The sequence below is a fragment of the Streptosporangium amethystogenes genome (assembly GCF_000721075.1).
In the GTDB taxonomy this organism is placed as follows: Bacteria; Actinomycetota; Actinomycetes; order Streptosporangiales; family Streptosporangiaceae; genus Streptosporangium; species Streptosporangium amethystogenes.
The window spans coordinates 456,387-481,288 of the sequence record NZ_JOEQ01000004.1 but is presented as its reverse complement, the minus strand read 5'-3'; the positions used below and the strand labels follow the sequence as shown (position 1 = coordinate 481,288).

17 protein-coding genes and 1 other RNA gene are annotated in these 24,902 nt (G+C 70.6%); 11 read left to right on the top strand and 7 right to left on the bottom strand.

Annotated elements, in window-relative coordinates; genetic code table 11:
* Positions 1-193: 193 nt before the first annotated feature.
* Positions 194-578, top strand: a transfer-messenger RNA (tmRNA) gene (gene ssrA / locus IG98_RS48045).
* Between the two features lie 201 nt (positions 579-779).
* Here ssrA and IG98_RS0106920 read toward each other — a convergent pair.
* Both IG98_RS0106920 and IG98_RS0106915 read right to left on the bottom strand, forming a co-directional pair.
* Entirely contained in the window at positions 780-1,130 is a 351-nt protein-coding gene (locus IG98_RS0106920; RefSeq protein WP_030907196.1) for a hypothetical protein, read from the bottom strand.
* Between the two features lie 165 nt (positions 1,131-1,295).
* Entirely contained in the window at positions 1,296-2,372 is a 1,077-nt protein-coding gene (locus IG98_RS0106915; protein ID WP_030907193.1) for an RNA-guided endonuclease InsQ/TnpB family protein, read from the bottom strand.
* Positions 2,373-2,406: 34 nt separating this feature from the next.
* Here IG98_RS0106915 and IG98_RS0106910 point away from each other — a divergent pair, with 34 nt between their 5' ends.
* Positions 2,407-2,760, top strand: a complete 354-nt coding sequence (locus IG98_RS0106910; protein WP_157594184.1) for a hypothetical protein — start codon at positions 2,407-2,409, stop codon at positions 2,758-2,760.
* A gap of 99 nt (positions 2,761-2,859) precedes the next feature.
* Positions 2,860-3,228, top strand: a complete 369-nt coding sequence (locus IG98_RS0106905) for a roadblock/LC7 domain-containing protein (protein WP_030907177.1) — start codon at positions 2,860-2,862, stop codon at positions 3,226-3,228.
* A 92-nt stretch (positions 3,229-3,320) separates the two neighbouring features.
* On the opposite strand, the gene glpK is transcribed toward IG98_RS0106905, so the two are convergent.
* Together glpK and IG98_RS0106895 are read right to left on the bottom strand one after the other, a co-directional pair.
* Positions 3,321-4,838, bottom strand: coding sequence for a glycerol kinase GlpK (glpK, locus tag IG98_RS0106900; RefSeq protein ID WP_030907160.1), 1,518 nt, complete (start codon positions 4,836-4,838; stop codon positions 3,321-3,323).
* 73 nt (positions 4,839-4,911) lie between these two features.
* A complete protein-coding gene (locus IG98_RS0106895; protein ID WP_030907158.1) occupies positions 4,912-5,739 on the bottom strand; it encodes an MIP/aquaporin family protein in 828 nt (275 codons plus the stop codon).
* Positions 5,740-6,120: 381 nt separating this feature from the next.
* Between IG98_RS0106895 and IG98_RS0106890 the strand changes: the two genes are divergently transcribed.
* Positions 6,121-7,191 carry a polysaccharide deacetylase family protein gene (locus IG98_RS0106890; RefSeq protein ID WP_030907155.1) on the top strand — a complete coding sequence of 357 codons (1,071 nt, stop codon included), beginning with the start codon at positions 6,121-6,123 and terminating at the stop codon, positions 7,189-7,191.
* 21 nt (positions 7,192-7,212) lie between these two features.
* Here IG98_RS0106890 and IG98_RS0106885 read toward each other — a convergent pair whose 3' ends face one another.
* Positions 7,213-8,256 (bottom strand): S1C family serine protease, encoded by a 1,044-nt coding sequence (locus IG98_RS0106885; protein ID WP_245651419.1) that lies wholly within the window; start codon positions 8,254-8,256, stop codon positions 7,213-7,215.
* Between the two features lie 91 nt (positions 8,257-8,347).
* Positions 8,348-9,811, bottom strand: coding sequence for an AMP-binding protein (locus tag IG98_RS0106880; protein WP_030907150.1), 1,464 nt, complete (start codon positions 9,809-9,811; stop codon positions 8,348-8,350).
* A 300-nt stretch (positions 9,812-10,111) separates the two neighbouring features.
* Between IG98_RS0106880 and IG98_RS0106875 the strand changes: the two genes are divergently transcribed.
* The 7 genes from IG98_RS0106875 (at position 10,112) to IG98_RS0106845 (ending at position 24,110) form a co-directional block, all read left to right on the top strand.
* Entirely contained in the window at positions 10,112-11,257 is a 1,146-nt protein-coding gene (locus IG98_RS0106875) for a hypothetical protein (protein WP_157594183.1), read from the top strand.
* 138 nt (positions 11,258-11,395) lie between these two features.
* Positions 11,396-13,612 carry an acyl-CoA dehydrogenase family protein gene (locus IG98_RS0106870; RefSeq protein ID WP_030907145.1) on the top strand — a complete coding sequence of 739 codons (2,217 nt, stop codon included), beginning with the start codon at positions 11,396-11,398 and terminating at the stop codon, positions 13,610-13,612.
* A 57-nt stretch (positions 13,613-13,669) separates the two neighbouring features.
* The gene (locus tag IG98_RS0106865) at positions 13,670-15,304 is read left to right on the top strand and encodes an MmpA family trehalose lipid delivery protein (protein ID WP_051751701.1); all 1,635 of its coding nucleotides are present in this window, start codon (positions 13,670-13,672) and stop codon (positions 15,302-15,304) included.
* A gap of 403 nt (positions 15,305-15,707) precedes the next feature.
* Positions 15,708-17,027 carry a glycosyltransferase family 4 protein gene (locus tag IG98_RS0106860; RefSeq protein ID WP_084195170.1) on the top strand — a complete coding sequence of 440 codons (1,320 nt, stop codon included), beginning with the start codon at positions 15,708-15,710 and terminating at the stop codon, positions 17,025-17,027.
* Positions 17,024-21,208 carry an alpha-(1->3)-arabinofuranosyltransferase domain-containing protein gene (locus IG98_RS0106855; RefSeq protein WP_084195169.1) on the top strand — a complete coding sequence of 1,395 codons (4,185 nt, stop codon included), beginning with the start codon at positions 17,024-17,026 and terminating at the stop codon, positions 21,206-21,208. The genes IG98_RS0106860 and IG98_RS0106855 overlap by 4 nt, the downstream gene beginning before the upstream one ends.
* Positions 21,205-22,272: a cell envelope lipid trafficking protein PgfA gene (pgfA, locus tag IG98_RS46625; protein ID WP_051751699.1), complete on the top strand. Its 1,068-nt coding sequence runs from the start codon at positions 21,205-21,207 to the stop codon at positions 22,270-22,272. The genes IG98_RS0106855 and pgfA overlap by 4 nt, the downstream gene beginning before the upstream one ends.
* Entirely contained in the window at positions 22,269-24,110 is a 1,842-nt protein-coding gene (locus IG98_RS0106845; RefSeq protein ID WP_030907134.1) for a hypothetical protein, read from the top strand. The genes pgfA and IG98_RS0106845 overlap by 4 nt, the downstream gene beginning before the upstream one ends.
* Here the strand turns inward: IG98_RS0106845 and IG98_RS0106840 are convergent.
* A complete protein-coding gene (locus tag IG98_RS0106840; protein ID WP_030907132.1) occupies positions 24,091-24,834 on the bottom strand; it encodes a class I SAM-dependent methyltransferase in 744 nt (247 codons plus the stop codon). The genes IG98_RS0106845 and IG98_RS0106840 overlap by 20 nt on opposite strands.
* Positions 24,835-24,902: the final 68 nt, after the last annotated feature.

Sequence of the window (24,902 nt, the reverse complement as noted above, 5' to 3'; positions counted from 1 at the left end):
TCCCCGGGGTTTCGGCGTTTCCGACCGGTGTTCCCGGCGGGATGCCCACGCTCCGCCGCGCCCCCACCGCCTCGTGCGATGCCTGCGCCACCTCGCCCGGCGCACCGGGCGGGAATTCGATTGGCGTTACCTCTGTTGTAACAGGTATCTTCGGATAGCCCGCCCCCTCGGGGATGGGTTGAAAATTCAACAGGGGGGTGACTGGTTTCGACTTTGGCTTTGCAAGCCAGGTGAAGCGGGTCGAGGACTGCGGACATAACCTCGTTAACACTGTGACCGCGACCAACAAGTGCCAATAAGACGCACTCCGAAGTCAGCCAGGGCAACCTGGCACTCGCCGCCTAAGCAGCGAGTGACTTCTGCCGGCCCGGGAGCGCCTCCGGCCCGGATCCGGCATCGCTAGGAGGCTCAACCGATCAACCCGGCCACGGGGAAGATCGGGAAATCTTACAGTGGCTGAGCCCGTCGGCGACTTGCCTGCGTGATTGCCGGGGCTGAGAAAAGCACAGCAGGCTGCACCCGGAGAAGCCCTGTCTTGAAGTTGAAGGACGCGGGTTCGATTCCCGCCACCTCCACCCCCGTTCCGTGCTCGAACCGTACGGAACAGATCGCCGAAGGGCGGTCGGGGCGGCGATCTCGCCGCCCCGACCGCCCTTCGTTCGTATGAGGGGCATCCGCTGTCAGCACGGTGACCTCGTTCTCGTCGGAGGCGTGGCTGCAGGATGTGGCGGACTCGCGCGCCGGGATTCTCCCCGCACCCGGCGGTGGTTCTCCCGGGCCTAGACGGTGAGCGAGCTCTCGATGCGCCGCAGGTGGTGCCTGGCCAGGGCGAGGTTGGCACGGTCCCGGTCGAGCACCAGGTAGAGGAAGGTGTGGCCGCCGCTGTCGGCCAGCAGCCTGATGATGTGATACTGCCTGGTCAGCGTTATGAGGATGTCCTCCACGGAGTCGTTGATGTTCAGCGCCGCCATGGTCCGGACCTTGGCGCGGACGACCTCGGTGTTGCCCGCCGCCGCCACCTCCAGATCCAGGTCGCGACTTCCTCCGATCGTGCCGAGGCACATGCCGCTTTCGTAGTCGACCAGTGCCGCGCCGACCGAGCCATCGATCGTCGTGAGCTTCTTTCCCAGGGGGCCGGTACGGACGCCGCCTCGCCGGACGGAGTTGTCGGACGTGCGGACGAGGTCATCTGTGGCGGTAGATACGTAAAGTACACCCACCTACTACCGTTAGTCAGCTTCTCGGCCCTGAAAGGGCCGAGCTTGCAGCTCCTCGCCGTGCATGGGGTGCACGGGTCAGGCCGCGTCGTCGGCAGCGTGACTCACTGCCCTGCGACCGATGTTGATCGCAGCGTTGTGGTCGGCGGGGCCGGCGAACCCGCAGCCGAGACACGTGAAGTCGTCCCGGTTGGGACGGTTGCTCTTGTCGCAGTGCCCGCACCGGTGGCAGGTGCGGGAGGTGTTGCGGGGGTCGACCAGACGCACGGGCACGCCGGCGATGGCGGCCTTGTAGGTCACGAACGTGCGGAGCTGGTAGAACGCCCACGAGTGCAGGTCGGCACGCTGAGCCTTACGAACCGTTACCCGGTCGCGGATGCCCTCGAGGTCTTCGAGGGCGATCCCGGTCTGGGTGTCTTTGGCTTTGCCGACCAGCTGCTTGCTGATCACGTGGTTGACGTCACGGGCGAACCGGGACTCCTTGCGCTTGCGCTTTTTCAGGAGTCGCTTGGCGGACTTGGTGCCCTTGGCCTGCAGGCGTGCCCGCAGGCGGGCGTTGCGCCGCCGCACAGCCCGTACACCCTTGCCGGTGTGGGTTTCGCCGGTGGAGTCGGTGGCCAGGTTGACGATGCCGAGATCCACACCCAGCCACCCGTCCGGCTCGTCACCCTGCGGTGGTTCGGGTACGTCGATCACGGTGGCGAGGAAGAACATGCCGTCGCGGTAGAGGAGATCGGCCTGTCCCCGTGCGGTGGTCCCGCTGGTCTTCAACCAGCGGCCCTGGTAGGCGACGGGGATGACGATGCGGCCGGTGAGGGTGAGGATGCTGACCGCGTCGCGACCCTTCCAAGTGAGGATTCGCTGGTCGTAGGCGACCGCACCCAACTCGCGGAACACCGGCTTGATCTTCTTGTCTCGCTTGTAGGCTTCACATGCCTTGGCGATCGACCGGATGGCCATCTGCGCCGACAGGCCGAACCGGGCTCGCAGGTCGGCGTACACCAGCTTCTGCAGGGCGATCTTGTTGGCGGTGTGGTGCTCGAACGCCACCTCGGCGGCACGGTTGGCGGCGGCGTTGCACGCTCGCATCGTCGCCAGTAGCGCCTCGCGCTGCTCAGCGCTCGGGGCGAGCTTCAGCATCTCCGTCACCAGCATGCATTGAGTATGGCATTCAATGCTTCGCCGTTCCGTGCTTTCTCTACACGACTCACACCTGCCGCTGCTGTCGGTCCTGCCGGGCGTCGAACCCGAGCGGCTCGCGCGGGAGACCGCCCGCCGGATGGAGCACGTGGCCGGCTGGCGCCGGCTCGACCTGTCCATGCGGGCCAGGCTGGTGCCCCTGGCCATACCCGTTCCCACGATGCTCGGTTCCGACTGCATCCGCCGCGCCGTAGCTGACCAGTTGCCCCGCCGCCCGGGTACCAGCAAGGTCAATGAAGTACTGGCCCCCGCCGGAGGAGGACCGGCCCTGCCCCGTCCCCTCCTCGCCCTCAGGTCCCTGCCTCCGCAGGAGGCGGACGCCCCTGATCTCACGGGTGGATGAGGGCGCCGGGGATCGGATGTCTCACAGGCCGCGCCCGCTCAGATTTCCGAGAAGAACTCGTCGAGTGGCACCGCGCCGCTTCTAAGCTGGAGGTATTTGATGAGCAAGCAGGCGGTGCTCGCCGAGCTGAAGATCCTGCGCGAGCAGGTGACCGGCGTGCTGGAGACGGCCGTCGCGTCGGTGGACGGACTGCTCGTCGCGGCCGACAGCGACGGTGCGCGGCCCGAGGTGCTGGCCGCGCTGGCCGCCGCCACCCTGGGGCTGGGGAAACGTACGGGCTACGAGGTGGGCATGGGGGAGCTTCGTGAGGTGGTGACCCGTTGCCGCGGCGGATACATCGTCGTCTACGCCATCCGCCAGGAGGCGCTGCTGGTCGTGCTCGCCGATGAGGGGCTGGACGTCTCCCGGCTCCACGTGGAGTCCCGGCCCACGGTGGAGCGGCTGGGCAAGCTGCTCACCGCGGCCTGACCGGGACGCAGGGGAACGCGGGCGCCCCGATGCCCGAGCGGTCATCGGTCAGGGGCGACGGGAGAGACAGGCGGCGCGACGGAGCGGGCCGTTCAGGACACGTCGACCCAGTTGAGAGTCCGCTCCACCGCTTTCTTCCAGCCGGCGTAGCCGGCGGCCCGCTGCTCCTCGGACCACTGCGGCTCCCAGCGGCGGCCCTCCTGCCAGTTCTGTTTGAGCTCGTCCTTCGACTTCCAGAAGCCGACGGCCAGCCCCGCCGCGTAGGCGGCCCCCAGCGCGGTCGTCTCGGCCACCACGGGCCTGGAGACGGGTACGCCGAGCAGGTTGGCCTGGATCTGCATGCACAGGTCGTTGGCGGTGACGCCGCCGTCGACCCGCAGGACGTCGAGGGTGACGCCGGAGTCCTGCCGCATCGCCTCGACCACGTCGCGGCTCTGATAGCAGATCGCCTCCAGGGTGGCCCGCGCCAGGTGGGCGTTGTTGTTGAAGCGTGACAGGCCGACGATCGCGCCCCGGGCGTCCGACCGCCAGTACGGCGCGAAGAGGCCGGAGAAGGCGGGCACGAAGTAGACGCCGCCGTTGTCCTCGACCTGCCGGGCGAGCGACTCGCTCTGCGCCGCCCCCGAGATGATGCCGAGCTGGTCACGGAGCCACTGCACGGCGGAGCCGGTCACGGCTATGGAACCCTCCAGCGCGTACACCGGCGGCTCCTCACCGAAGCGGTAGCAGACGGTGGTGAGCAGGCCGTGCTCCGAGCGGACCAGATCGGTGCCGGTGTTGAGCAGCAGGAAGTTGCCGGTGCCGTAGGTGTTCTTGGCCTCGCCCACCTCGAAGCAGACCTGTCCGACGGTGGCGGCCTGCTGGTCGCCCAGGTCACCGGAGAGCGGGACCTCGCCACCCAGCGGGCCGCCCCTCCTGGTGGTGCCGTAGAGACCGGGATGGGAGGAGGGGGCGATGGCCGGCAGCATCCGGCGGGGGATGCCGAAGAACGACAGCAGCTCGTCGTCCCAGTCGAGGGTCTCCAGGTCCATCAGCATCGTGCGGCTGGCGTTGGTGGGGTCGGTGACGTGCACGCCGCCGTCGATACCGCCGGTGAGATTCCACAGCAGCCACGTGTCGGTGTTGCCGAAGATCGCCTCTCCGGCCTCGGCCGCCTCGCGTACCCCGTCGACGTTCTCCAGGATCCACTGGATCTTGCCACCGGAGAAGTACGTCGCCGGGGGGAGGCCCGCCCGGTGACGGATGACGTCACCCCTGCCGTCGCGGTCCAGGGCCGAGGCGATCCGGTCGGTGCGGGTGTCCTGCCAGACGATCGCGTTGTGGTACGGGCGTCCGGTGGTCCGGTTCCAGACCACCGTGGTCTCGCGCTGGTTGGTGATGCCGAGCGCGGCGAGGTCGGCGGCCACCAGGCCCGCCCTGTTCAACGCCGTTTCGATCACCGCCCTGGTGCGCTCCCAGATCTCCGTGGGGTTGTGCTCGACCCACCCCGCCCGCGGCAGGATCTGCTCGTGTTCGAGCTGGTACCGGGCTATCTCGTTGCCGCCGTGATCGAAGATCATGAAACGGGTGCTCGTCGTACCCTGGTCGACCGCTCCGACGAAGTCAGGCATTGCGTGGTGCCTCCTTGGTGAGACTCTCCGGGAGATCTGCTGCTGTTCTTACCCGCGGTCGCCGCGCGCCCGTTCAGAGGTGGCGCGGCTCTTCGGGCGTTACCCGACCCACCTCGGGGCCGGCCTCCTCGGGAGGAAGGAATCTGGCCACCAGGATCTCGTAGAGGAACGCCCCGATCAGCCCCCCGATGAGGGGTGCCACGATCGGCACCCAGAAGTAGAGCTGCCCGTACTGATCCTGCCAGGCGGTCTCGTACCCGGTCAGGAACGAGGCGAGCCGCGGTCCGAAGTCGCGGGCGGGGTTGATGGCGTAGCCGGCGTTGCTACCCCAGGCCATGCCGATGGCCACGACCACCAGGCCGGTCATGAAGGGGGCGAGGTTGGCCATGGGCGCCGTGTTGCGCGTGTCGGAGAGGGCGAGGACGAGCAGGAGCAGGATGGCGGTGCCGATCACCTGGTCGCGGAAGGCGCCCCAGGTGCCGACGGGCAGGGACCCGTTGCCCGGCAGGGTCGAGAAGACGCTCTGGGTCTTGATGGTGAGCCCGGGGTCCGCCTTCTCCAGCACCTCGCCGTAGTTGAAGCGGACGATGAGCGCCGCCACGAACGCGCCCGCGGTCTGCGCCAGGCAGTACGGCAGGACCTTGCGCCAGGAGAAGCCCCTGAAAGCGGCCAGCGCGACGGTGACGGCGGGGTTGATGTGGGCGCCGCTGGTGCGTGCCGCGACGTAGACGCCCAGCGCCACCCCGAGTCCCCATGCCCAGGCGATGCTGTCGTGGTCGCCGATCCCGGCCGCCACGACCTGGGCCACCACCGCGACTCCGAACAGGATCAGAACCAGGGTGCCGGTGAACTCGGCCGCCATCTCGCCGAGAAGCGCGCGGCTCCTCAGTCGCTCCGCCATCTCTCCTCCTCACGATGCCGCCTCACGATGCCGCCCGGACCCCGCTCGGATGCCCGGACGGTAGGCGCGAAACAGAGGGAGGTCAACGATGGCGTGACTGAATTGGTGAATAATGGTCAACAAAATGAGTCATCGGTAACACCGTCAAACAGCCGGAAGACACCTGGCACCCGCGGCTCCCACACCGGGTGAGAATCCCGCCACCGATCGATTTCCCGTGGCGGACGCCCTTTCTGGGCGGGGCCGATGCGACGCGGAAAGGGCGGCGCCCGCACGCCGTCGCCGAAAGTGGCTCCGGCGCGAACCTTTGCCAGTGGCGGAGGTCAACCCGCAGGTCAGAGGGGGATGAGAAGCGTATCGTCAGCGCGCTTGGAGGATTCGATGGGCCGTCTCAGAATAGGCAGGGCCGGTGTGCTGGTCGTCGCGGCGGGAGTCGTGCTGGCCGGATGCGGATCGGGACAGGACGAGGCCGAGGAGCACAAGGCGAAGCTGGCCGCCGCGGCCAAGGCGTCGGCCGCCGCGGCGGCCTCGCAGGCCAACCTCCTCAAGGCCAGGACGGCGGCCGCCGCCAAGGTCAAGGCCAACGAGCTCGGTCAGGTTCCCGTTCTCATGTACCACCGGGTGGTCGACAAGCCCGCGACCCAGGACGACCGCACTCCCAAACAGTTCCGCACCGAACTGGAACGGCTGGCCAGGGAGAACTACGTGCCCATCACCGCGGCCGAGTTCGTCACCGGGCGCATCGACATCCCGGCGGGCAAGCACCCCGTCGTCCTCACCTTCGACGACTCCTCACCCTCGCAGTTCGAACTGGACGGGATGGGCGTCCCCCGGCCGAACACCGCGGTCGCGATCCTGCAGAACGTCGCCAAGGCCCACCCCGGCTTCCGCCCGGTCGGCACGTTCTATGTCACGCGCGACATGTTCGGCAAGGAGACGCCCGAGGAGGGCACGCAGATGCTCCTCTGGCTCACCGACAAGGGCTTCGACATCGGCAACCACACCCGCGACCACCTCAACCTGCGCGGCAAGGAGAAGAAGGCGGTGAACGCGGAGGTGGCGGCCGGCCACCGGCTCATCACCGGGCTGATCAAGACGCCCCCGGTCACGTTGGCGCTGCCGTACGGCAACCAGCCCGACACCAAGGAGTGGGGTCTCAAGGGCTCCTCGGGTGATGTCTCCTACAACTACGGCGGCGTGTTCCTCGCCGGTTACACCCCCGCGCTGTCGCCGTTCAACAAGAAGTTCGACCCGCTCGGCATCCCGCGCATCCGCTCGATGGACAAGACGGGCGACTGCGCCAAGTTCTGCTCCGTGGCCTGGCTCGACTGGCTGAAGGCGAACGCCGACGAGCGCTACACCTCCGACGGCGACGCCAAGACGATCGCCTTCCCCAAGTTCAAGGCGCCCTTCGTGGCCAAGTCCTTCAGCGATCGCGTCCTGCCCTACTGAGCCCTCCGGTCCTGCCCCGGCTCAGCTTCCGTGCAACTCCTCAAGGGGAACGGAGAGGGTGGTCCTCGAACCGTCGGGGCGCAGGATCTCGACCTTCGCGTCCTCGCCGGGCCTGAGGGACGACAGGACCGTCGACAAATCCTGGGTCGACGGGGTGGGCGTGCCGTCGACCGAGATGATCAGGTCTCCGGCCTTGAGGCCCGCCCGCTGCGCGCCGCTGTTCTTCAGCACCCGTACGATGCTGACGCCCGCGGGCTCCCCGCTCATGTCGATCACGGTCCGTACGATGACACCGAGCGCGGCCCGGTGGGTGTTGGTGACCTTGCCGTCCCTGATGATCTGCGTGGCGATGTCCTTGACGGTGTTGGAGGGGATCGCGAAGCCGATGCCCGCGGCCTGGGCGTTACCGAGTTCGGGGTTGACGGCGGTCAGGGTCGGCACGCCGATGACCTCGCCCGCGAGGTTGACCAGGGCGCCGCCGCTGTTGCCCGGGTTGATCGGCGCGGAGGTCTGGATGGCCCCGTTGATCGTCGCCCCTGGCGAGTTGTCGCTTGAGGGCTCGTTGACGGTGCGGCCGAGCGCCGAGATGATCCCGTTGGTGACACTGCCGGACAGGCCCAGCGGGTTTCCCATGGCCATCACGATCTGGCCGACACGCAGCCGGGCGGAGTCGCCGAAGACGGCGGGCTTCAGCCCGGTCGGGTCGTCCACCTTGATCACGGCCAGGTCGCCCAGCTCGAACGAGCTGATCAGTCTGGCCGTTCGGGGGGTGCCCCCGGTGGCGAGCGTGACCTCGAACTGCTTGTTGCCCCCGACCACGTGGGCGTTGGTGATGATGTGGCCGGCGGTGTCGTACACGACCCCGGAGCCGAGGCTGTCCCTCGTGGTGATCTGCACGATGGACGGCAGCACCTTGGTGATGATCTGCTCGTAGGCGGCCTCCAGGGAACCGGGACCGCTTCCGGGAGCCGGTGTGGCCCCGGGCGAGCCTCCTGCGGAGGCACCGGGGGAGGTGTTCGCCGAGGCGCTGGGTGAGTCGGCCACCCCGGGGGGCTGCAGACTCATGCCCTGGCCGCAGCCCGCGAGCGTCATGACGGCGGTCGCAAGCAATGCGACGCCTGTCTTTGATCGTCCCATGCATGGGTATCTTCCCAGCTCAGGCAGGAAGATACGTCTCACGCAGGCCGCTGCGGCTGAGCTTGCCCGTGGGGGTGCGCGGCAGCCGGTCACGGTATTCGATCACCCGGGGGTGCTTGAGGCGTGCCAGCCGGCTCGCGCAGTGGGCCAGCAACTCGCCGGTGAGGTCCGCGCCGGGCACGGCGTCCGCCGAGGGCTGGACCAGCGCGACGACGCGCTGGCCCCATTCGGGGTCGGGTACACCGATCACGGCGACGTCCGCCACCGAGGGGTGTTCCTGGAGCACCGCCTCGATCTCGGCGGGGTAGATGTTGACCCCGCCGGAGATGATCAGGTCGGTGCGCCGGTCGCAGAGGAACAGGTAGCCGTCGGTGTCCAGATAGCCGATGTCGCCGGGGGTGTAGAGGTGGCCGCGCATCGCCGAGGCGGTCTTGGACGGGTCCTGGTGGTACTCGAAGCGGTTGATGCCGCCGATGTAGACCAGGCCCGGCTCGCCGGGCGGGAGCTCGTCGCCGTCGTCGCCGACGATGCTGAACTCCATGCCGTCGATGGCCCGGCCGACCGTGCCGGGCCGTTGGAGCCACTCCGCCGAGGAGACCATGGTGACCACGGCGGCCTCGGTCGAGCCGTAGTACTCCCACAGCACGGGGCCGAGCCAGTCGATCATCGCCTGCTTGGTGGCGGGCGGGCAGGGAGCAGCGCCGTGAAAGAGACGTGTTAACGATGATAAATCGTGCTTTGTCCTGACGGAGGCGGGCAGGGCCAGCAGCCGGTGGAACATGGTCGGCACCATGAAAGCATTGGTCACCCGGTGCCGCTCGATGAGCGCCAGTGTCTCCGCGGCGTCGAACCGCTCGGTCACCACCACCGTGTGGCCGAAGTGCAGGGCCATCATCGTCTGCCCGTACGGTGCGGAGTGGTAGAGCTGTGACAGTAGGAGGTGCACCCCGCCGGATTCGAGCCCGAAATGCCGCCAGCTCTTGCGCATCAGGATCGGATGGAGGCCTTCCGGGGGCAACTCGATCAGCCGTCGCCGCACGCCCTTGGGTTTGCCGGTGGTACCCGAGGTGTAGAGCATCATCGATCCGGCCCTACGCCCCTCGGGCGGGGTGGTCGGCCGCCCCTCGGCGAGGACGCCGGTCTCCACGAACCCGCCCGGCACGGCGTGCCCGTACCGCTCGGAGCCGACCACCACCCGCGCGGCGCAGTCGGTGATGACGTAGCCGATCTCCTCGGCGGTGTAGTGCCAGTTCACCGGGACGTGATAGGCGCCGATCTGGTACGTCGCGAGCATCATCGTGATCGCGTCGATCCCGTTGGGCAGGACCGTCACGACCGCGTCGCCGGGTCGGGTACCGCGTGCCAGAAGGCCGTACGAGACCTGGTTGACCCGATCGTGCAGCTCGCCGTAGGTCACGCTGTCGTTCGCGACGACGGCGACGCGTCCGGGGTCGGCCGTTGCGATCTCGTAGAAGCCCTTCATAGGCGCGACCCTACAGAATGAGATTCTGTTCATGGAAGGGGAAGGGGGGTTACCTGGACTGATGCACATCCCGTGGCCGAAGCGTAATAAACGACGATGCGTCGAATCTTTCCCAGGTGACATACCCTGACGCGTATGGCGGACGTCGGCGGCAACCCCTCCGGGCGCTCTAACGAGAGATATATCCCCTCATATGACGCGCCCACGGCCCCCATTCCCGCCATTCCCGCTGAAGACGGTTCGGTCATCAGCCCCCGGGTGCCCAGAAGATTTCCCATCGGAGACGGTGAGGAGACCGTGTTGGTCTCCAGACCAATGCCATCTGGATCGTTCCCCTACTCGCCGCCCGGCTCCGGCCGTTCCGACGCGACTTCCGGGGACGGGGTGGACGATCCGGGGGCGGAGACCGACCAGGTGCGCGAGTCCGGTGGACTCGGGACGATCCCGGTCAGGCAGATAGGCGGCTCCGCGGGCCCCTGGCGTCCCGACCGGAGCGGCGCTTCCGGTCAGACCGGCACTTCCGACCGGACCGGCGCTTCCGGTCAGACCGGCACTTCCGGTCGGGCGGGCACGGAGGGCAGGGCGGACGGCGGGGTCGCGACGGGGTGGCCCGGCGCGTCGCAGCGGCCCGGTGTGTTCGGCGAGCCGGGGGCGCAGGGTCGGCCGGCCGGGCAGGTCCGTCCCGGCGTGCCGAGCGGAGCGGGCCGGAGGTCCGGCGGCCTGCTGATGCGGATCGGCGACATCCCGATCCGGGTCGCCTACAGCCTGGGCGCCGCCGTCATCACCGGCGTCATCGTGGTTCTGATCTTCGTACTCTTCTCCGGCGACGAGCCCTCGGACCCGGTGGGGGCCCGCCGGAGTGCGGCGCCCACGGCGCAGCCTTCGCCGACCGTGTCTCCGATCACGCTGCCCGCCCTGCCGGACCCGACGGCGCTGAAGGCGCTGCCGGGCACACCGAGCGTGGTGCTGGGCGCGGTGACCGACACCAAATCCGCGGTGACCTATGCCAGCCTGGGCAAGCCGTGGGCCGCCAAGGCCGTGCCGTCGTTCTCCGCCGGCCAGCAGGTCGGCCCGGCCGGACTGCCGCGCACGGTCATCGCCTCGGGACCCCTGCCCGGTGCCACCCCGGCCAAGCCGCTCAAGAGCGACGCCGACTACCGCAAGGCGGCGTTGAGCGCGGTGAAGTGGACGATCCGCAACCACCATCCCGAGGGAGGCAAGGTCACCTGGACCGCCTCGCAGCGCCTGGCCACCGGCAAGGGGTGGGTGCTCGCCTACCGGGTGACCTACGAGGTCGAGGGCAAGGAACGTACCTCCCGGGCGGCGCTCGCGGTGATCGACGTCGGCCGCCGCAAGCCCTCGGTGCTCTTCGTGACCGTGCCCGACACACGCAAGCGGCTCTGGGCCGACATCGCCCCCGTGATGGCGAGCGTCCGCGCGCTCTGACGCACCCCTGCGGCCAGGTCTGTTCTGTGTGAGCCGGGCCTTTTGTGATCATCGGCGTACCGGGGGCGGATTCGCGCGTTGTGATGGAAGCACCTTCTAGAATATGATTCTGTCATTGAATCGCGGCTGGAGGCTGTCATGGCGATCGGATTGAGCGAGGAGCACGAGGCGCTCCGGGAATCGGTGACCGGATGGGCGGAGCGCAACATTCCGTCCGAGGTCGTGCGTGCCGCCATCGCGGCCGAGGGTGAGGAGCGCCCCGGCTTCTGGTCGGGACTGGCCGACCAGGGCCTGCTCGGCCTGCACATCCCCGAGGAGCACGGCGGCAGCGGTTACGGCCTGCTGGAGACCGCCGTCGCCGTTGAGGCCCTCGGCGAGCGCGTCGCCCCCGGGCCCTACGTTCCCACGGTGCTCGCCAGCGCCGCGATCCTCGCCTCCGACGGCAAGGCGCACGGCGAACTGCTGCCCGGCCTCGCCGACGGCACGCTGACCGGTGCGGTCGCGCCGTTCTCCTCGATCACCGCCACCCGAGGCGAGGACGGCGCTCTGACGATCGGCGGCACCGCGGATCTGGTGCTGGGCGGCGCGCTGGCCGACATCCTGGTGCTCCCGGTGAGCACCGACCGCGGCGAGGAGTGGGTGGCGGTGGACGCCTCCGCGGCGACCGTGACGCCGGTCGGCTCGCTCGACCTCACCCGGGGCGTGGCCAAGGTCGAGCTGGACGCGGTCACCGTACCGGCCGGTCGGGTTCTCGACGGGCTGCAGGCCTCCGAGGTCCACAACCTGGCAGTGATCCTGCTCGGGGCCGAGGCCGCGGGCGTCGCCTCGTGGTGCGTGACCGCCGCCGCGGAGTACGCCAAGGTCCGAGTGCAGTTCGGCCGTCCGATCGGGCAGTTCCAGGGGGTCAAGCACAAGGCCGCCCGGATGCTCGTCGCTCTGGAGCAGGCCCGCGCGACGGTGTGGGACGCCGCCCGCGCCGCGGACGGTGGCGACGTCTCGGCGGACGAGCTGGCCTACGCCACCGCGATCGCGGGCGTGGTCGCCCCCGACGCGGCCGTGCTCTGTGCCAAGGACGCCGTGCAGATCTTCGGCGGCATCGGCTACACCTACGAGCACGACGCCCACCTGTACTACCGCCGCGCGCTGACCCTGCGCGCCCTGCTCGGCTCCTCGGCGGAGTGGGCCGAGGTGGTCGCCGAGCTGGCGCTGAACGGGGTGAGCAGGGAGCTGGAGATCGAGCTGCCCGAGGAGGCCGCCGAGCTGCGCGAGGGCATCCGGGGCGAGGTCGCCGCGTTCGCCGCACTGGAGGGCAAGGAGCAGAAGCGGGCGCTGGCCAAGGCCGGTTACGTCATGCCGCACCTGCCCAGGCCGTGGGGCCGTGACGCCAAGCCGCTGGAGCAGGTGCTCATCTTCCAGGAGCTCAAGGCGGCCAGGGTCAAGCTGCCCCAGATGATCATCGGTGCCTGGGTGGTGCCGTCGATCGCCGCGTACGGCACCCCCGAGCAGCAGGAGCGCTTCCTGCCGCCCACGCTGAGCGGCGAGATGATCTGGTGCCAGCTCTTCTCCGAGCCCGGCGCCGGCTCCGACCTCGCGTCCCTGCAGATGAAGGCCGAGAAGGTCGAGGGCGGCTGGCGGCTCAACGGCCAGAAGATCTGGACCTCGGTGGCGCACGTCGCCGAGTGGGGCATCTGCATCGCCCGTAACTCCTCGGAGGGGTCCAAGCACGAGGGCATCACCTACTTCATCGTCGACATGAAGGCCCAGGGCGTCACGGTCAGGCCGCTCACCGAGATGACCGGCGAGAACCTGTTCAACGAGGTCTTCCTCGACGACGTGTTCGTCCCGGACGAGCTGGTCGTCGGCGAGGTGGGCCAGGGCTGGAAGGTCGCCAGGAACACCCTGTCCAACGAGCGGGTCTCGCTCTCGGGGGGCTCGGGCGGCACCGGCGCGTCCGTTCCCGACCTGCTCGGCCTGGCCGGGCGCCTCGGCCGGGAGTTGACCGCCGCCGAGCGCCAGGAGCTGGCGCGGGTCGTCTGCGAGGGGCACTCGATCTCCGCCCTCGGCCTGCGGGTGACCCTGAAGCAGCTGACCGGCGCCGAGCCCGGTGCCGACGCCTCGGTCCGCAAGCTCCTGTCCACCTCGCATGCCCAGCACGTCTCGGAGTGCGCGATCTCGCTGCTCGGGCCCTCGGCCGTCGTCGCCGCCGACATGAAGCTCGGCGACGCCGGTTACTGGAACCGCGCCGTGCTCGCCACCCGCGCCATGACGATCTACGGCGGCACCACCGAGGTGCAGCTCAACATCATCGGCGAGCGCATGCTCGGCCTGCCCCGCGACCCCGAGCCGGGTAAGTAGTCCACAGCTCCGGATATATGCACGTATATCCGGAGCAAGCACATAAAGTCGGTCAGCATGGGCGGCGAGTGGGGCGAGACGGCGAAGCGGTTCGCCCCTGCCCTGCTCGGCCTGCTGTTCGGGCTGCTCGCGCTCTGGCCCGCGCTGGGACCGGGATTCGTGCTCAGGTACGACATGGTGTTCGTGCCCGACCCGCCGCCGATGCTGCCCGGGGAGGGGTTTCCCCGGGCGGTGCCCAGTGACCTGGTGGTCGCGCTCCTGTCCCGGGTCGTCCCCGAACAGGTGGTCCAGAAGGTCGTCCTGCTGGGTGTCTTCGTGCTGGCCGCGTCCGGCGCGGCCGCGCTGGCGCCCTCCCGGAGGCTGGGGCCCCGGCTGGCGGCGGCGGCCTTCTACAGCTGGAACGCCTACCTCGCCCAGCGGCTCCTGCTCGGCCAGTGGGCACTGCTGCTGGGGGTCGCGGGACTGCCCTGGGCGGTGCGCGCGGTGGCGCTCGGCGGGCGGTCGCGGCTGGTCGCCGCGCTGCTCCCGGCGGCGGTGGGCGGATTCCAGGCGATGCTGGTCGCCGCGCCCGCCCTGCTCGCGACGGCGGCGACGGCGACGGTGACGGGGCCGGTGACGGTGACGGCCGCTGGAAGGTTCGTGACGCCCGCCGGGAGGGTGCGGGTCCGGCGGGTGCTGGAGGTCACGCTGGTCATGGCGGTGCTGAGCCTGCCCTGGCTGGTGCCCGCGCTGAGCAGCCGGGCCGTGACCGATCCGGCCGGGGCCTGGGCGTTCGCGGCCAGGGCCGACGGCCCACTGGGTACGGTCGGCAGCCTGCTCTCGCTCGGTGGGATCTGGAACGCCCATGCCGTCCTGCCCGGCCAGGAGACCTGGTGGTCGGCGATCGTACGGCTGCTGCTCGCCGCGGTCGCCGTCTGGGGATTCGCCCGTCTGCCGGGCTCACCGGCGCGCCACGGTGCCGGGGCGGTGGAGCAGCCCCGGGCGGGGCTGGCGGTGGCGGCGGTGGCCGGGCTGGCGGTGGCGCTGACGGGGGCCTTCGCCCCCGGCGTGCTGGGCGGCCTGATCGGCTGGTGGCCCGGGTTCGGGCCGCTCCGCGACGGGCAGCTGTACCTCGCCCCGTTCGTCCTGCTGCAGGCGGTGGGCCTGGCCGCGGTCGTCGCGCGCTGGAACTCGCGTGCCGTCGCGGCCGTCGCGGTGGCCGTCCCGGTCCTGGTCCTGCCCACCTTCGCCCTCGGCGCGTTCGGCAGGCTGTCGGCGGTGGACTACCCGGACGAGTGGCGAGAGGTCCAGGCGATCGTGAACGCCGACCCCGCGCCGGGGGCGTTGCTCTCGCTGCCGTGGGGGGCGCACCGGGCGTTCGGCTGGAACGGTGACCGGGTGATCCTCGACCCCGCGACCAAGATGTTCCGGCGCCGGGTGCTCTGGAACGACGCGCTGCTGGTGGGGCTGCCCGGCGGAGACAGACTGCGGGTCGCGGCGGAGGATCCGGCCTCCGCCGAGGTGGAGGCGGCGCTGGGCGTCGAGCCGGCTGGGCGGATAGCGGCACTATCAGGGCTAAATGTCCGTTATGTTCTTATTCATGGGAGTGACAACCCGTTCCACATCCCGGGGGGCGATGACCCGTTCCGTGGGGCCGCGACCGTCTTCCGCGGGCCCGAACTCCGGTTGCTGCGCCTGGACGCACCTTCCTGAGCTGGGGGTATCCCCGGACCTCCGCACTACCCGGGGGTAACTTTATTTGTCACATTTTCCCCAAAGCTATGGCTTATGAGATGAATCACGTTCTACTCTCGGCACACTGTCCGCATTCTGGAGGGAGAGCTCAGTGTTACGAGTGATCGCAGCCTTGGCCGTTGGCACCGTGCTTGCGGTAGGTGCCTCCGTGGCAGTGGTGAACGTGGCCGCCCCCACACCGGAGCCGCCCAACCGGCCCCTGTACAACTACGGCGACAGGTGATCCGAGGGGCCGGACAAGGGCCCCTCGGACGCGGTCTTTTCCCAGCCGCTCAGGCTGATCACCAATGGGCAGTACGGAGCGTGGCTCCGCCATGCCCCGAGTCGGGCGCGCGTCGCCGTAGAGGACCGAGGAGACAGTGTGGCCGACACCGTGGCCTTTTCCGGCGGGAACGTGAACGCCGGATCCCGTCTGTTCAACCCAGCGTGGCCCAACCTGAGCATGGAGGTCACCGAGACCCCCGAGACGTCCCTGCGCGGGGTCCGGGTGGCGGTGCTGAACTTTCGCGAGCCACAGCAGTCGGCAGCCGGCGGCGCCGAGGAGTACGCCTGGCAGGTAAGCCGCTACCTGATCGCCCAGGGAGCCCTGGTCCACTTCGTGACCGGCCGTGAGCCCGGCCAGGCCAGAGCCGAACGGCGCAACGACGTCGAGCTGCGCAGAATGGGCAACCGCTACCTCGTCTACCTGCTCGTGCCGCTCTGGCTGCTGCTGCACCGCCGCCGCTTCGACGTGGTCGTCGACTCGATGAACGGCATCCCGTTCTTCTCCCCCCTCGTGGTACGACGCCGCACCACGGTGATCTGCCTGGTGCATCACGTGCACGACCGGCAGTTCCACGCCTTCCTGCCCTCCTGGCTGGCCAGGATCGGCTGCTTCATCGAGGGGCCGGTGGCCCGGCTGCTCTACCGCCGCCGCACCACGATCACGGTCTCCGAGTCCTCCAGGACGGACCTCCGCGCCAGGCTGCGCTGGCTGGCCCCGATCCAGGTCGTCCCCAACGGCAGCCCGGCGGCCCGTTCGGTCGCGAGGCATCCCCTGCCCGGCGACCCCGCCGTGGTGTACCTGGGCCGGTTGGTCGGCCACAAGCGGGTCGACCGTGTCGTCGGCCTGGCGGCCGAGCTCGCCGAGAGCCGTCCGGGGCTACGGGTACACGTGGTGGGCCGCGGGCCCGAGTCCGGCGCCCTCGCGGCGGTGGCGGCCGAACTGGGTGTCGCCGACCGTGTGCACCTGCACGGATTCCTCAGCGAGCCGGACAAGAACGCGGTGCTCGGCTCGGCCCTGCTGAACGTGACCGCCTCGGAGTTCGAGGGCTGGGGGCTGACCGTGATCGAGGCGGCCGCCTTCGGCGTGCCCACGGTCGCCTACGACGTCGCCGGGCTGCGTGACTCGATCAAGGACGGGGTGACCGGCTGGCTGGTCCGGGACGGCGAGACGCTCGCGGACGCGGTGGACCGGGCGATCGGGGAACTGGCCGACCCCGTGCGGCGCGCGGCGATCCAGCAGGCTTGCCGGACCTGGGCGGGCGAGTTCACCTGGGGAAGAACTGGCGCTACTATAACCAGACTTATCGCCACAGAGCTTACGGTAGCCGCCCGTCGACAGCAGCCCGTGAGCGCTGTGAGCTCGCCGGTCAGGACCTCCGACCTCCATCTCGCCATGGGTGAGACCGACCCCATTTGAGCACCGCATTGACCCCTGACAGCACGGACACCGGGCCCGCCCGGCTTCGACACCGGCTGCACCTGCTGGCCGGTTGCCTCCTGCTCGGGGCCATCGCGTTCAACACCTCGCCCGGCCAGGTCATCTCCGAGACCAAGCTCGACATGGCGCTCAACCCCCTCGGCTTCCTCGCCCGGGCGCTGCACCTGTGGGACGGTGCGTTCTTCGGTCACCTGCAGAACCAGGCGCACGGCTACCTGTTCCCGATGGGCCCGTTCTACGCGCTCTTCGAGGCGCTGGACATGCCCCCCTGGAACATCCAGCGCCTGTGGATGACCCTGGTCCTGTGTGCCGCGTTCGTCGGTGTCGAGCGGGTGGCCCGGGCGATGGACATCGGCACCCCCGCCACCCGCGTACTGGCCGGGCTCGCCTACGCCCTGGCGCCGCACGCCGTCACGCTGATCGGGGTCAACTCCTCGGAGTTCCAGCCGAGCGCGGTGCTGCCCTGGATCCTGCTGCCGCTCGTGCACGGTGCCAGGCAGCGGGCGAGCCCGCGCAGGGCGGCGGCCCTGTCGGCGCTGGCCTTCCTGTTCGCCGGCGGAATCAACGCGGTGGCCGTGCTCGCCGTGCTCGTCGTGCCGCTGCTGTACCTGCTGACCCGTGAGCGTGGACCCCGCAGGAGGCACCTGCTGCTGTGGTGGCTGGGCTGCGTGGGCGCGGTGTCGATGTGGTGGCTGCTGCCCCTGCTGGTGATGGGCCGCTACATCTTCTCCTTCCTGCCCTTCATCGAGACCGCCGACGCCACCACGCACGTCACCTCGCTGATCAACGTCCTGCGCGGCACCTCGGGGTGGATCGCGTTCCTGCCGGTCGACGGGGCGGCGTTCCTGCCCGCGGCGTTCGAGCAGGCGACCGGGCCCGTGATGATCGCGCTGACCGCGCTGGTCGCCGGACTCGGCCTGGTCGGGATCGCCGCCCGCTCCACCCCGGAGCGGGGATTCCTCGCGATCAGCCTGCTGGCCGGGGTCGTGATCGTCTCCGCCGGCCACGCCGACGTGCTCGCCCACCCGTGGACCGAGCAGGTCAGGGCGTTGCTGGACGGTCCCCTCGCGCCCTTCCGCAACCTGCACAAGTTCGACGCGCTACTGCGGCTCCCGCTCGCCCTCGGTCTGGCCGCCCTGCCGCTGGCCGGTCCCGCGCGGCTGCGCAGACCCGTCCTCGCGGCGTCCGCGGTCCTCGTCGCACTCGCCGCGTCGCCCGTCGCCACCGTGGGCACGACCCCGGCCGGCGCGTTCGAGGACGTGCCCTCCTACTGGCGGGACGCGGCGACCTGGTTGAACCGGAACACCGGGGACGGCATGGTGCTGGCCGCCCCCGGATCGCGCCGGGGCGAGTACCTGTGGGGCCGCCCGATGGACGAGCCGATGCAGTCGCTGCTGACCGTGCGCTGGGCCACCCACACCAACGTCCCCTGGGGATCTCCGGGACTGGCCAGGCTGATCCAGGCGGTGGACGAGCGCTTCGCCACCGGCCGGGGCTCGCCGGGGCTCACCTCTGCGCTGCGCCGGATGGGGGTCAGCTACCTGCTCGTCCGCAACGACCTGGCCAGGGAGAGCCTGGGCACCGCCTGGCCTGCCCGGGTGCACGAGACCATCGCCGAGTCCACCGGCCTGGAACGGGTCGCCGCCTTCGGTCCGGAGCTCGGGACCAGGGCCAGCACGACGGCCGCGGGCTGGTTCGAGCAGCCCTACCAGGCGCTGGAGGTCTACGCGGTCCCCGACCCCGCGCCGCTCGTCGCCACGGTGCCCCGCGAGGGAACCCTCAGGGTGACCGGGGCCCCGGAGGCGGCGCTGGCCCTGGCCGAGGAGGGCCTGCTCGACGACGACCGGCCCATGGTGGTCGGTGACGAGCCGGGCGCGGGCGCGACGTCCCCCGAGCACACCGTGATGACCGACACGCTGCGCCGCCGCGAGATCATCTTCGGCGACCTGCGCCGGATCGGCACCGCCACGCTCACCGAGGACCAGCCGCTGGAACGCGGCAGGGAGAGCGACCTCACCGACCCCGCCTGGACCGCCGCCACCGCGACCGCCCGCTACGCCAGCATCCTTGACGTGCGGGCCTCCTCCGCCGAGTCGCGGATCGGGGCCGCCGACCGGCGCGACCCCGGGCGGCAGCCGTACGCGGCGCTCGACGTCGACCCGCGCACCGGATGGCGCTCCGACGGCTGGAGCGGAGCCGTCGGGGAGTGGCTGGAGGTGCGCCTCGTCGAGCCCGTCGACATGCCGAAGATCACCGTCGCGTTCGAGAGGGACGGGCTCGGACCCGCCGTGGCGGAGGTCGCCCTGGAGACCGACGCGGGAACGCGCCTGGTGCCGGTCGCGGACTCGACGGAACCGCAGCTGCTGAACCCGCCGGCCGGCAAGACCTCCCGGTTGCGGATCCGGGTCACCAAGCTGGTCTCGGAGCCCGCGTCGCGGGTCGGCACCCGGGTCGGCATCACCGAGATCGCGATTCCCGGCGTGCGGGCGACGCGCAGCATCGTCGTTCCCGCCGACGGCGAGCGGGATCCCGGCACGGTGCTGCTGACCCGCCAGGGGTCCGCGTCGCCGTGCATGCACGGCTCGGCGACCTGGACCTGCTCGCCGTCCCTGGAGATCACCGGCGAGGACGGCTCCGGCTTCGACCGCACCTTCACGGTCCAGGACGCGGGGGAACGCGTCGTCACCGGCAGGACGGTGCTCACCGACCCCGCCTCCGCTCAGCTGCTCACCACCGTCGCGGGTGTCTACCCCCAGGTGAGCGCCTCCTCCACGCTGGTCGACCATCCGGCCGTGCTCGGCCGCGCGGCCATGGACGGTGACCTGGACACGGCCTGGTACGCCCAGACCACCGACCGCCACCCGACGCTGACCGTCAAGCTCGGCAAGAGGACCACGATCTCGCAGCTCATGGTCCTCTTCCCCGACTCGTTCCTGGGGCAGCCGCCGATCAAGGTGAGCGTGCGCGGTGGCGGCCGTACCGCGCAGGGCTGGGTCGGCTCCGACGGGCGCGTCTCCTTCGCACCGATCCGCACCGACCGCCTGGAGATCGGTTTCACCGCCCCGGCGTCCCGGTCGATCGAGGTGTCGGAGATCACCATCCCGGGGGTGAAGCCGCTCGGCTCGCTGCGGACCTTCCCGCTGAGGCTGCCCTGCGGCTACGGTCCCACGCTCACCGTGAACGGCAACCCGGCGGCCACCGAGATCGTCGGCGGCACGCTGGACGACGTGGTCAACGCCCGCCCGCTCGGCTACCGGACCTGCGAGCCGGTCGAGCTGGGCGCGGGAGAGGCGCGGATCAGCGCCTCCCCCAGCGACGCCTTCAGGATCGAGTCGATGGTGGTGCGGACGTCCGACGACGGCGCCCGGGACGCGGTCACGGCCACGCCCGCCACCGTGCGGGCGTGGGGGCAGGAAGAGCGCCGGGTCCAGGTCTCCAGCACGACCCCCTCCTACCTGGTGGTCAACGAGAACCACAACGTCGGCTGGCAGGCGTATCTCGACGGCAGGCGACTGAAGCCGGTCAGGCTGGACGGCTGGCGGCAGGCATGGGAACTGCCTTCGGGCCAGGGCGTCGTGACCATGCGCTACGAACCTGACTCCGCCTACCGAACGGCGCTGGTCGGCGGCTGGACGCTGGTGTTGCTGGTGGTGGCGCTGGCGCTCATCCGTCCCGCCCGTCCCGCCCGGTCGCCGGGGACGGGGCCCGCCGCGATCCGGGCGCTCTGGGTCTGGCCGTTCGTCCCGCTCCTCGGCCTGTGGACCGGAGGTTTCGCGGGCGTCGTGATCGTCACCGGGGCGGCGGTCCTGTTCGCCTGGCTGGGGGCGGTGGCCCAGGCCAGGCACGCCCGTCTCGGTGTGCTCCCCGGCCTGGCGGGCGTGGCGGCCACGCCCTGGGCACTGGTCGTGCCGGCCGGCCTGGCCGGTCTCGCGCTCGCCGTCGGCACCCGGTACGGCGGGGTCGACGCGACCGAGGTGTTCACCGGGCCGCTGACCGGTGTCGTGCCGCAGGTGCTCTGCCTGCTGGCGCTCGCCTGGCTGACGGCCTGGCTTCCCGATCGCGCCGCGGCCGAGGCGCCCGAGCCGCCGCGCCGCGGGACGGCCCGGCGACCCGAACCCGAGTCCGAGTCCGAGTCCGAATCGATGGTGGTGGGCCGGTGACCCGGGCCGGTATCCCCCGGACGGTGTTCGCGGGCGCGGGGGCCTTCCTGCTCACGCTCGCCGCGCTGTTCCGCTTCTACGTCTACGAGAGCGTGCTGGTCCTGCCGCTGGAGCAGGGCAGGACCTACCAGATGGTCGCGCCGGCCGCCGACTACTTCGACACCGGCATGCTGACCTCGCACACCGGTGTCCGTCTGGTGTCCACCACGACGTTGAGCGGGGACGCGGGGGCCGGGAACGCCGGTACGGCGGTGTGGGTGGAGTCCACCTCACTGACGACCGACACCGGGAAGCGGATCGACTACCACGAGCGTCGGACCGCCTTCGACCGCCGTACCGGGATGGCCGTCGACTGCTGCGGGAGCTATGTCGACGAGGACCCCGACGCCCGGCAGTCGGGCCTGGCCTTCCGCCTGCCGTTCCGCGCCGAGCCGCGCTCGTACCCGATGTACGACACCACGCTCCGGCTGGCCGTCCCGCTCCGCTACGAGCGCCAGGAGCAGATCAACGGTCTGCGGACCTACCGTTACACCTACACGGCCGGCCCGGTGAAGATCGAGGACTTCCCCGAGCAGTTCCCCGGCAAGGTGCTGGGCCTGCCGGCCTGGCGGGCCATCGGCGTCTCCCGCTACGCCCAGGTGACCCGTACGCTCTGGGTCGAGCCGGAGAGCGGCCTGACCGTGAAGGCGGAGGAACAACACCGCCAGGGCCTGCGCACCCCCGACGGCATCGAGCGCAAGGAGAGTCTCCGGGCCGACCTGGTGATGTCCGAGGAGGACGTCGACGCCAGGGTCTCCGACGTCCGCGCCTTCACCCGCTGGGTCCTCGTCGTCCGTGACCTGCTGCCCGCTGTCTTCCTCGTCGCCGGCCTCCTGCTGGTCCTCTGGGGCCTGCGTCCCGGTAGGAAACCCCGGGCTCCGGAGCCTGCCGATGCCGATGCCGGCGCCGATGACGGTCCGGGGCGGCCGGGGCCGGCCGAGCCCGCTCAGTCCGCCGGCGTCTTCATGGAGCGGGTGTGGCCTCCCAAGGCCGCCGGTGCCGTACCGGAGCGTGAGCGCGGATGAGCGGCGGCCAGGTGGAGGTGGAACTGCGGCTGCCCGGCTGGGGGCGCGGTCCGTTCGCGCGGCGGCACGGGCTCACGGTCGCGGCGCTGTTCCTGCTGCTCGCGGGGCTCGTGGTCAAGGGATGGCTGCTCAGCCGTTCCTACTTCGCCGAGGACGACATCGTCTTCGTCGGCAGGGCTCTGGCCGAGCCCTTCGGCTGGGATCACCTGTTCCGGGTGCACATCGGCCATCTGATGCCGGGCGCCCTCGCCCTGGTCCGGGCCCTGACGGCGATCTCCGCCTACGACTGGGGCCTGGTCTCGGTCGTGATCATGGCGCTGTACGCGGGCACGGCCCTGGCGCTCTACCGGTTGCTGCGGCTGATCTGCGGTGCCAGGCCGCTCATCCTGGTCCCGTTCACCCTCTTTCTGTTCGCCCCCGCCAACTTCCAGGTCGGCACCTGGTTCGCGGCGGCGCTCAACATCCTGCCGCTGCAGATCGCCATGATCATGGCGATCCGCTCCCAGTTGCTGCTGATCCGTACCGGCCGCGCCGGGCACGCGGTCGCCGGGATCGCCTGGACGTGCGCCGGACTGCTCTTCTTCGAGAAGGCGGTGTTCATCCCGCCGGTGCTGCTGCTGTTCACGGTGCTGCTGCTGGCACGCGAGCACGGCCTGGTCGGGGCGGTGCGCAGGCACTGGGGGCTCTGGTCGGCCTACCTGGTGCTGGGCGGCGGCTATCTGACCGGTTACCTGCTGGCCTCGGGACGGAGCGGCGGGAAGGGGTTCGTGCTCCCCGAGTTCTACACGGCCATGGAGTACCTCGGGGGCTTCCTCGGTGGCACGGTGCCGACACTGCTCGTGGGCGGCCCGCTGAGCTGGGGGGCGGAGACCACGGCGGGTCCCCTGGTCGCCCACCGGGCCGTCGAGGTCATCGTGGCCTGGCTGGTCCTGGCGGCCGTCGTCGTGGGCACCTGCCGCAGGCGCCCCGAGGCGGCCGGTGCCTGGGCACTGGCCGTGGGCTACCTGCTGGTCGCGGACGCACTGCTGATCATGTTCAGCCGGTCGGGGTCGGCACAGCACGCCTTCGAGAGCCGCTACATCGCCGACGCGACGCCGGTGCTCGCCGTCTGCCTGGCCCTGGCCCTGATGCCGTGGCGGAAAGCCGACCCTCCGGGGCGGGACTCGCCCGGGAACGGCGTGGTCTCACCGTTCGTCCTTCCCACCGCGTGCGCCTACCTGGCGCTCACCCTGGTGTCGGCCGCGGGGTTCGCCCAGGGGCTGCCGGGCGAGCGCAACCGCGCCTACTTCGACGCGGCCCGCGCGGACCTGGCCAGGCTCGACCCCCAGACGGGTGTCTACCCCTCGCTGATACCCGACCGGATGCTCTTCCCCTGGCAGGCCGTCGAGGACCGGCTGACCTCCCGGGCGCTCAGCCCGCTCGCCGAGGGCGCCCTCGGTGAGCGGATCAGGTACCCGGGGGCGGCTCACCGCGCGGTGACCTTCGACGATCGCGGCCACCTGGTGCCCGCCGCCGTGTTAGGCGCCCGGGCGGCGGCCCGGGACGGCGGCTGTCTCCCGCTGAGCGACCGCACCGCCGTCGCCGACCTGCCCGCAGGGCAGGAGGGGAACATCCTCCGCATCGACTACCGGGTGCCGAGGGACACGCGCGCCACGGTGCTCAGGGACGGGCGGCGGACCGAGGTCCCGCTCAGGGCCGACCGGGACCGGGTCTACCTGCCGGCCGGGGCCGTCTCGGGGCCGGTACGGATCTCGGTCCGGGACGACGGGGTCTGCCTGCGCGCGGTGGTGCTCGGCATGGCGGTACCGGAGGAGGCGGTCAGTGGCGGCGCAGAATGAGCAGCAGGTTCCAGCTCACGATCTCGCGCAGCCCGGGAACGTGGATCACCGGGGTCGCCCAGCGCGGGTGGTAGCGGGGCAGGGCGTCCAGGACCGTGGCGTCCGGCTGTCGCTTCGCCCAGCGCAGCGCCGCGCCGACCGAGACCGGGTAGAGGCTCTCGCCGTAGCGGTTCTTGGGCGGCTTGCCGTACCTGCGGGTGTAGCGTTCGGCGGCGCGGTGGCCGCCGAGGTAGTGCCAGGGCGAGGTCTCGTGACCGCCCCAGGGCGAAAGCCAGTTGGTGAAGGACAGATAGATCACGCCGCCGGGACGGGTCACCCTGACCATCTCGTCGGCCATCCGCCACGGTTCCGGCACGTGCTCCAGCACGTTGGAGGAGAAGCAGACGTCCACCGAGCCGGTCGCCAGCGGCAGATCGAGCGCGCTGCCCAGCACGGCGCCCTCCGGAGCGGCGCCCTGGCGGGCCATCATCTCGCCCGCGTCGCAGTCCACGCAGACCGGCCGGGCGCCCGCGGCCCGCAGCACGTCCGTGAAGTAGCCGGGGCCGCCGCCGACGTCGGCGACGAGCGCGCCGTCCAGTTCGGTGTAGGAGGCGAGCTGGGCCACCGTGTCCCTGGCCAGCATGCCGTAGAAGAAGTCCGGGTCGCTCTGCTCCTTGCGGAAACCGCTGAGCAGGGCGACGGACCGGCCCAGGGTGGCACGGAACAATCCCGGGTGGGTCTCCAACGCTGCTCCTTCACGGAGTAGAACAAACCAGGTGGGGCGGAGCATAACACCGCATCGCCGGCGAACTT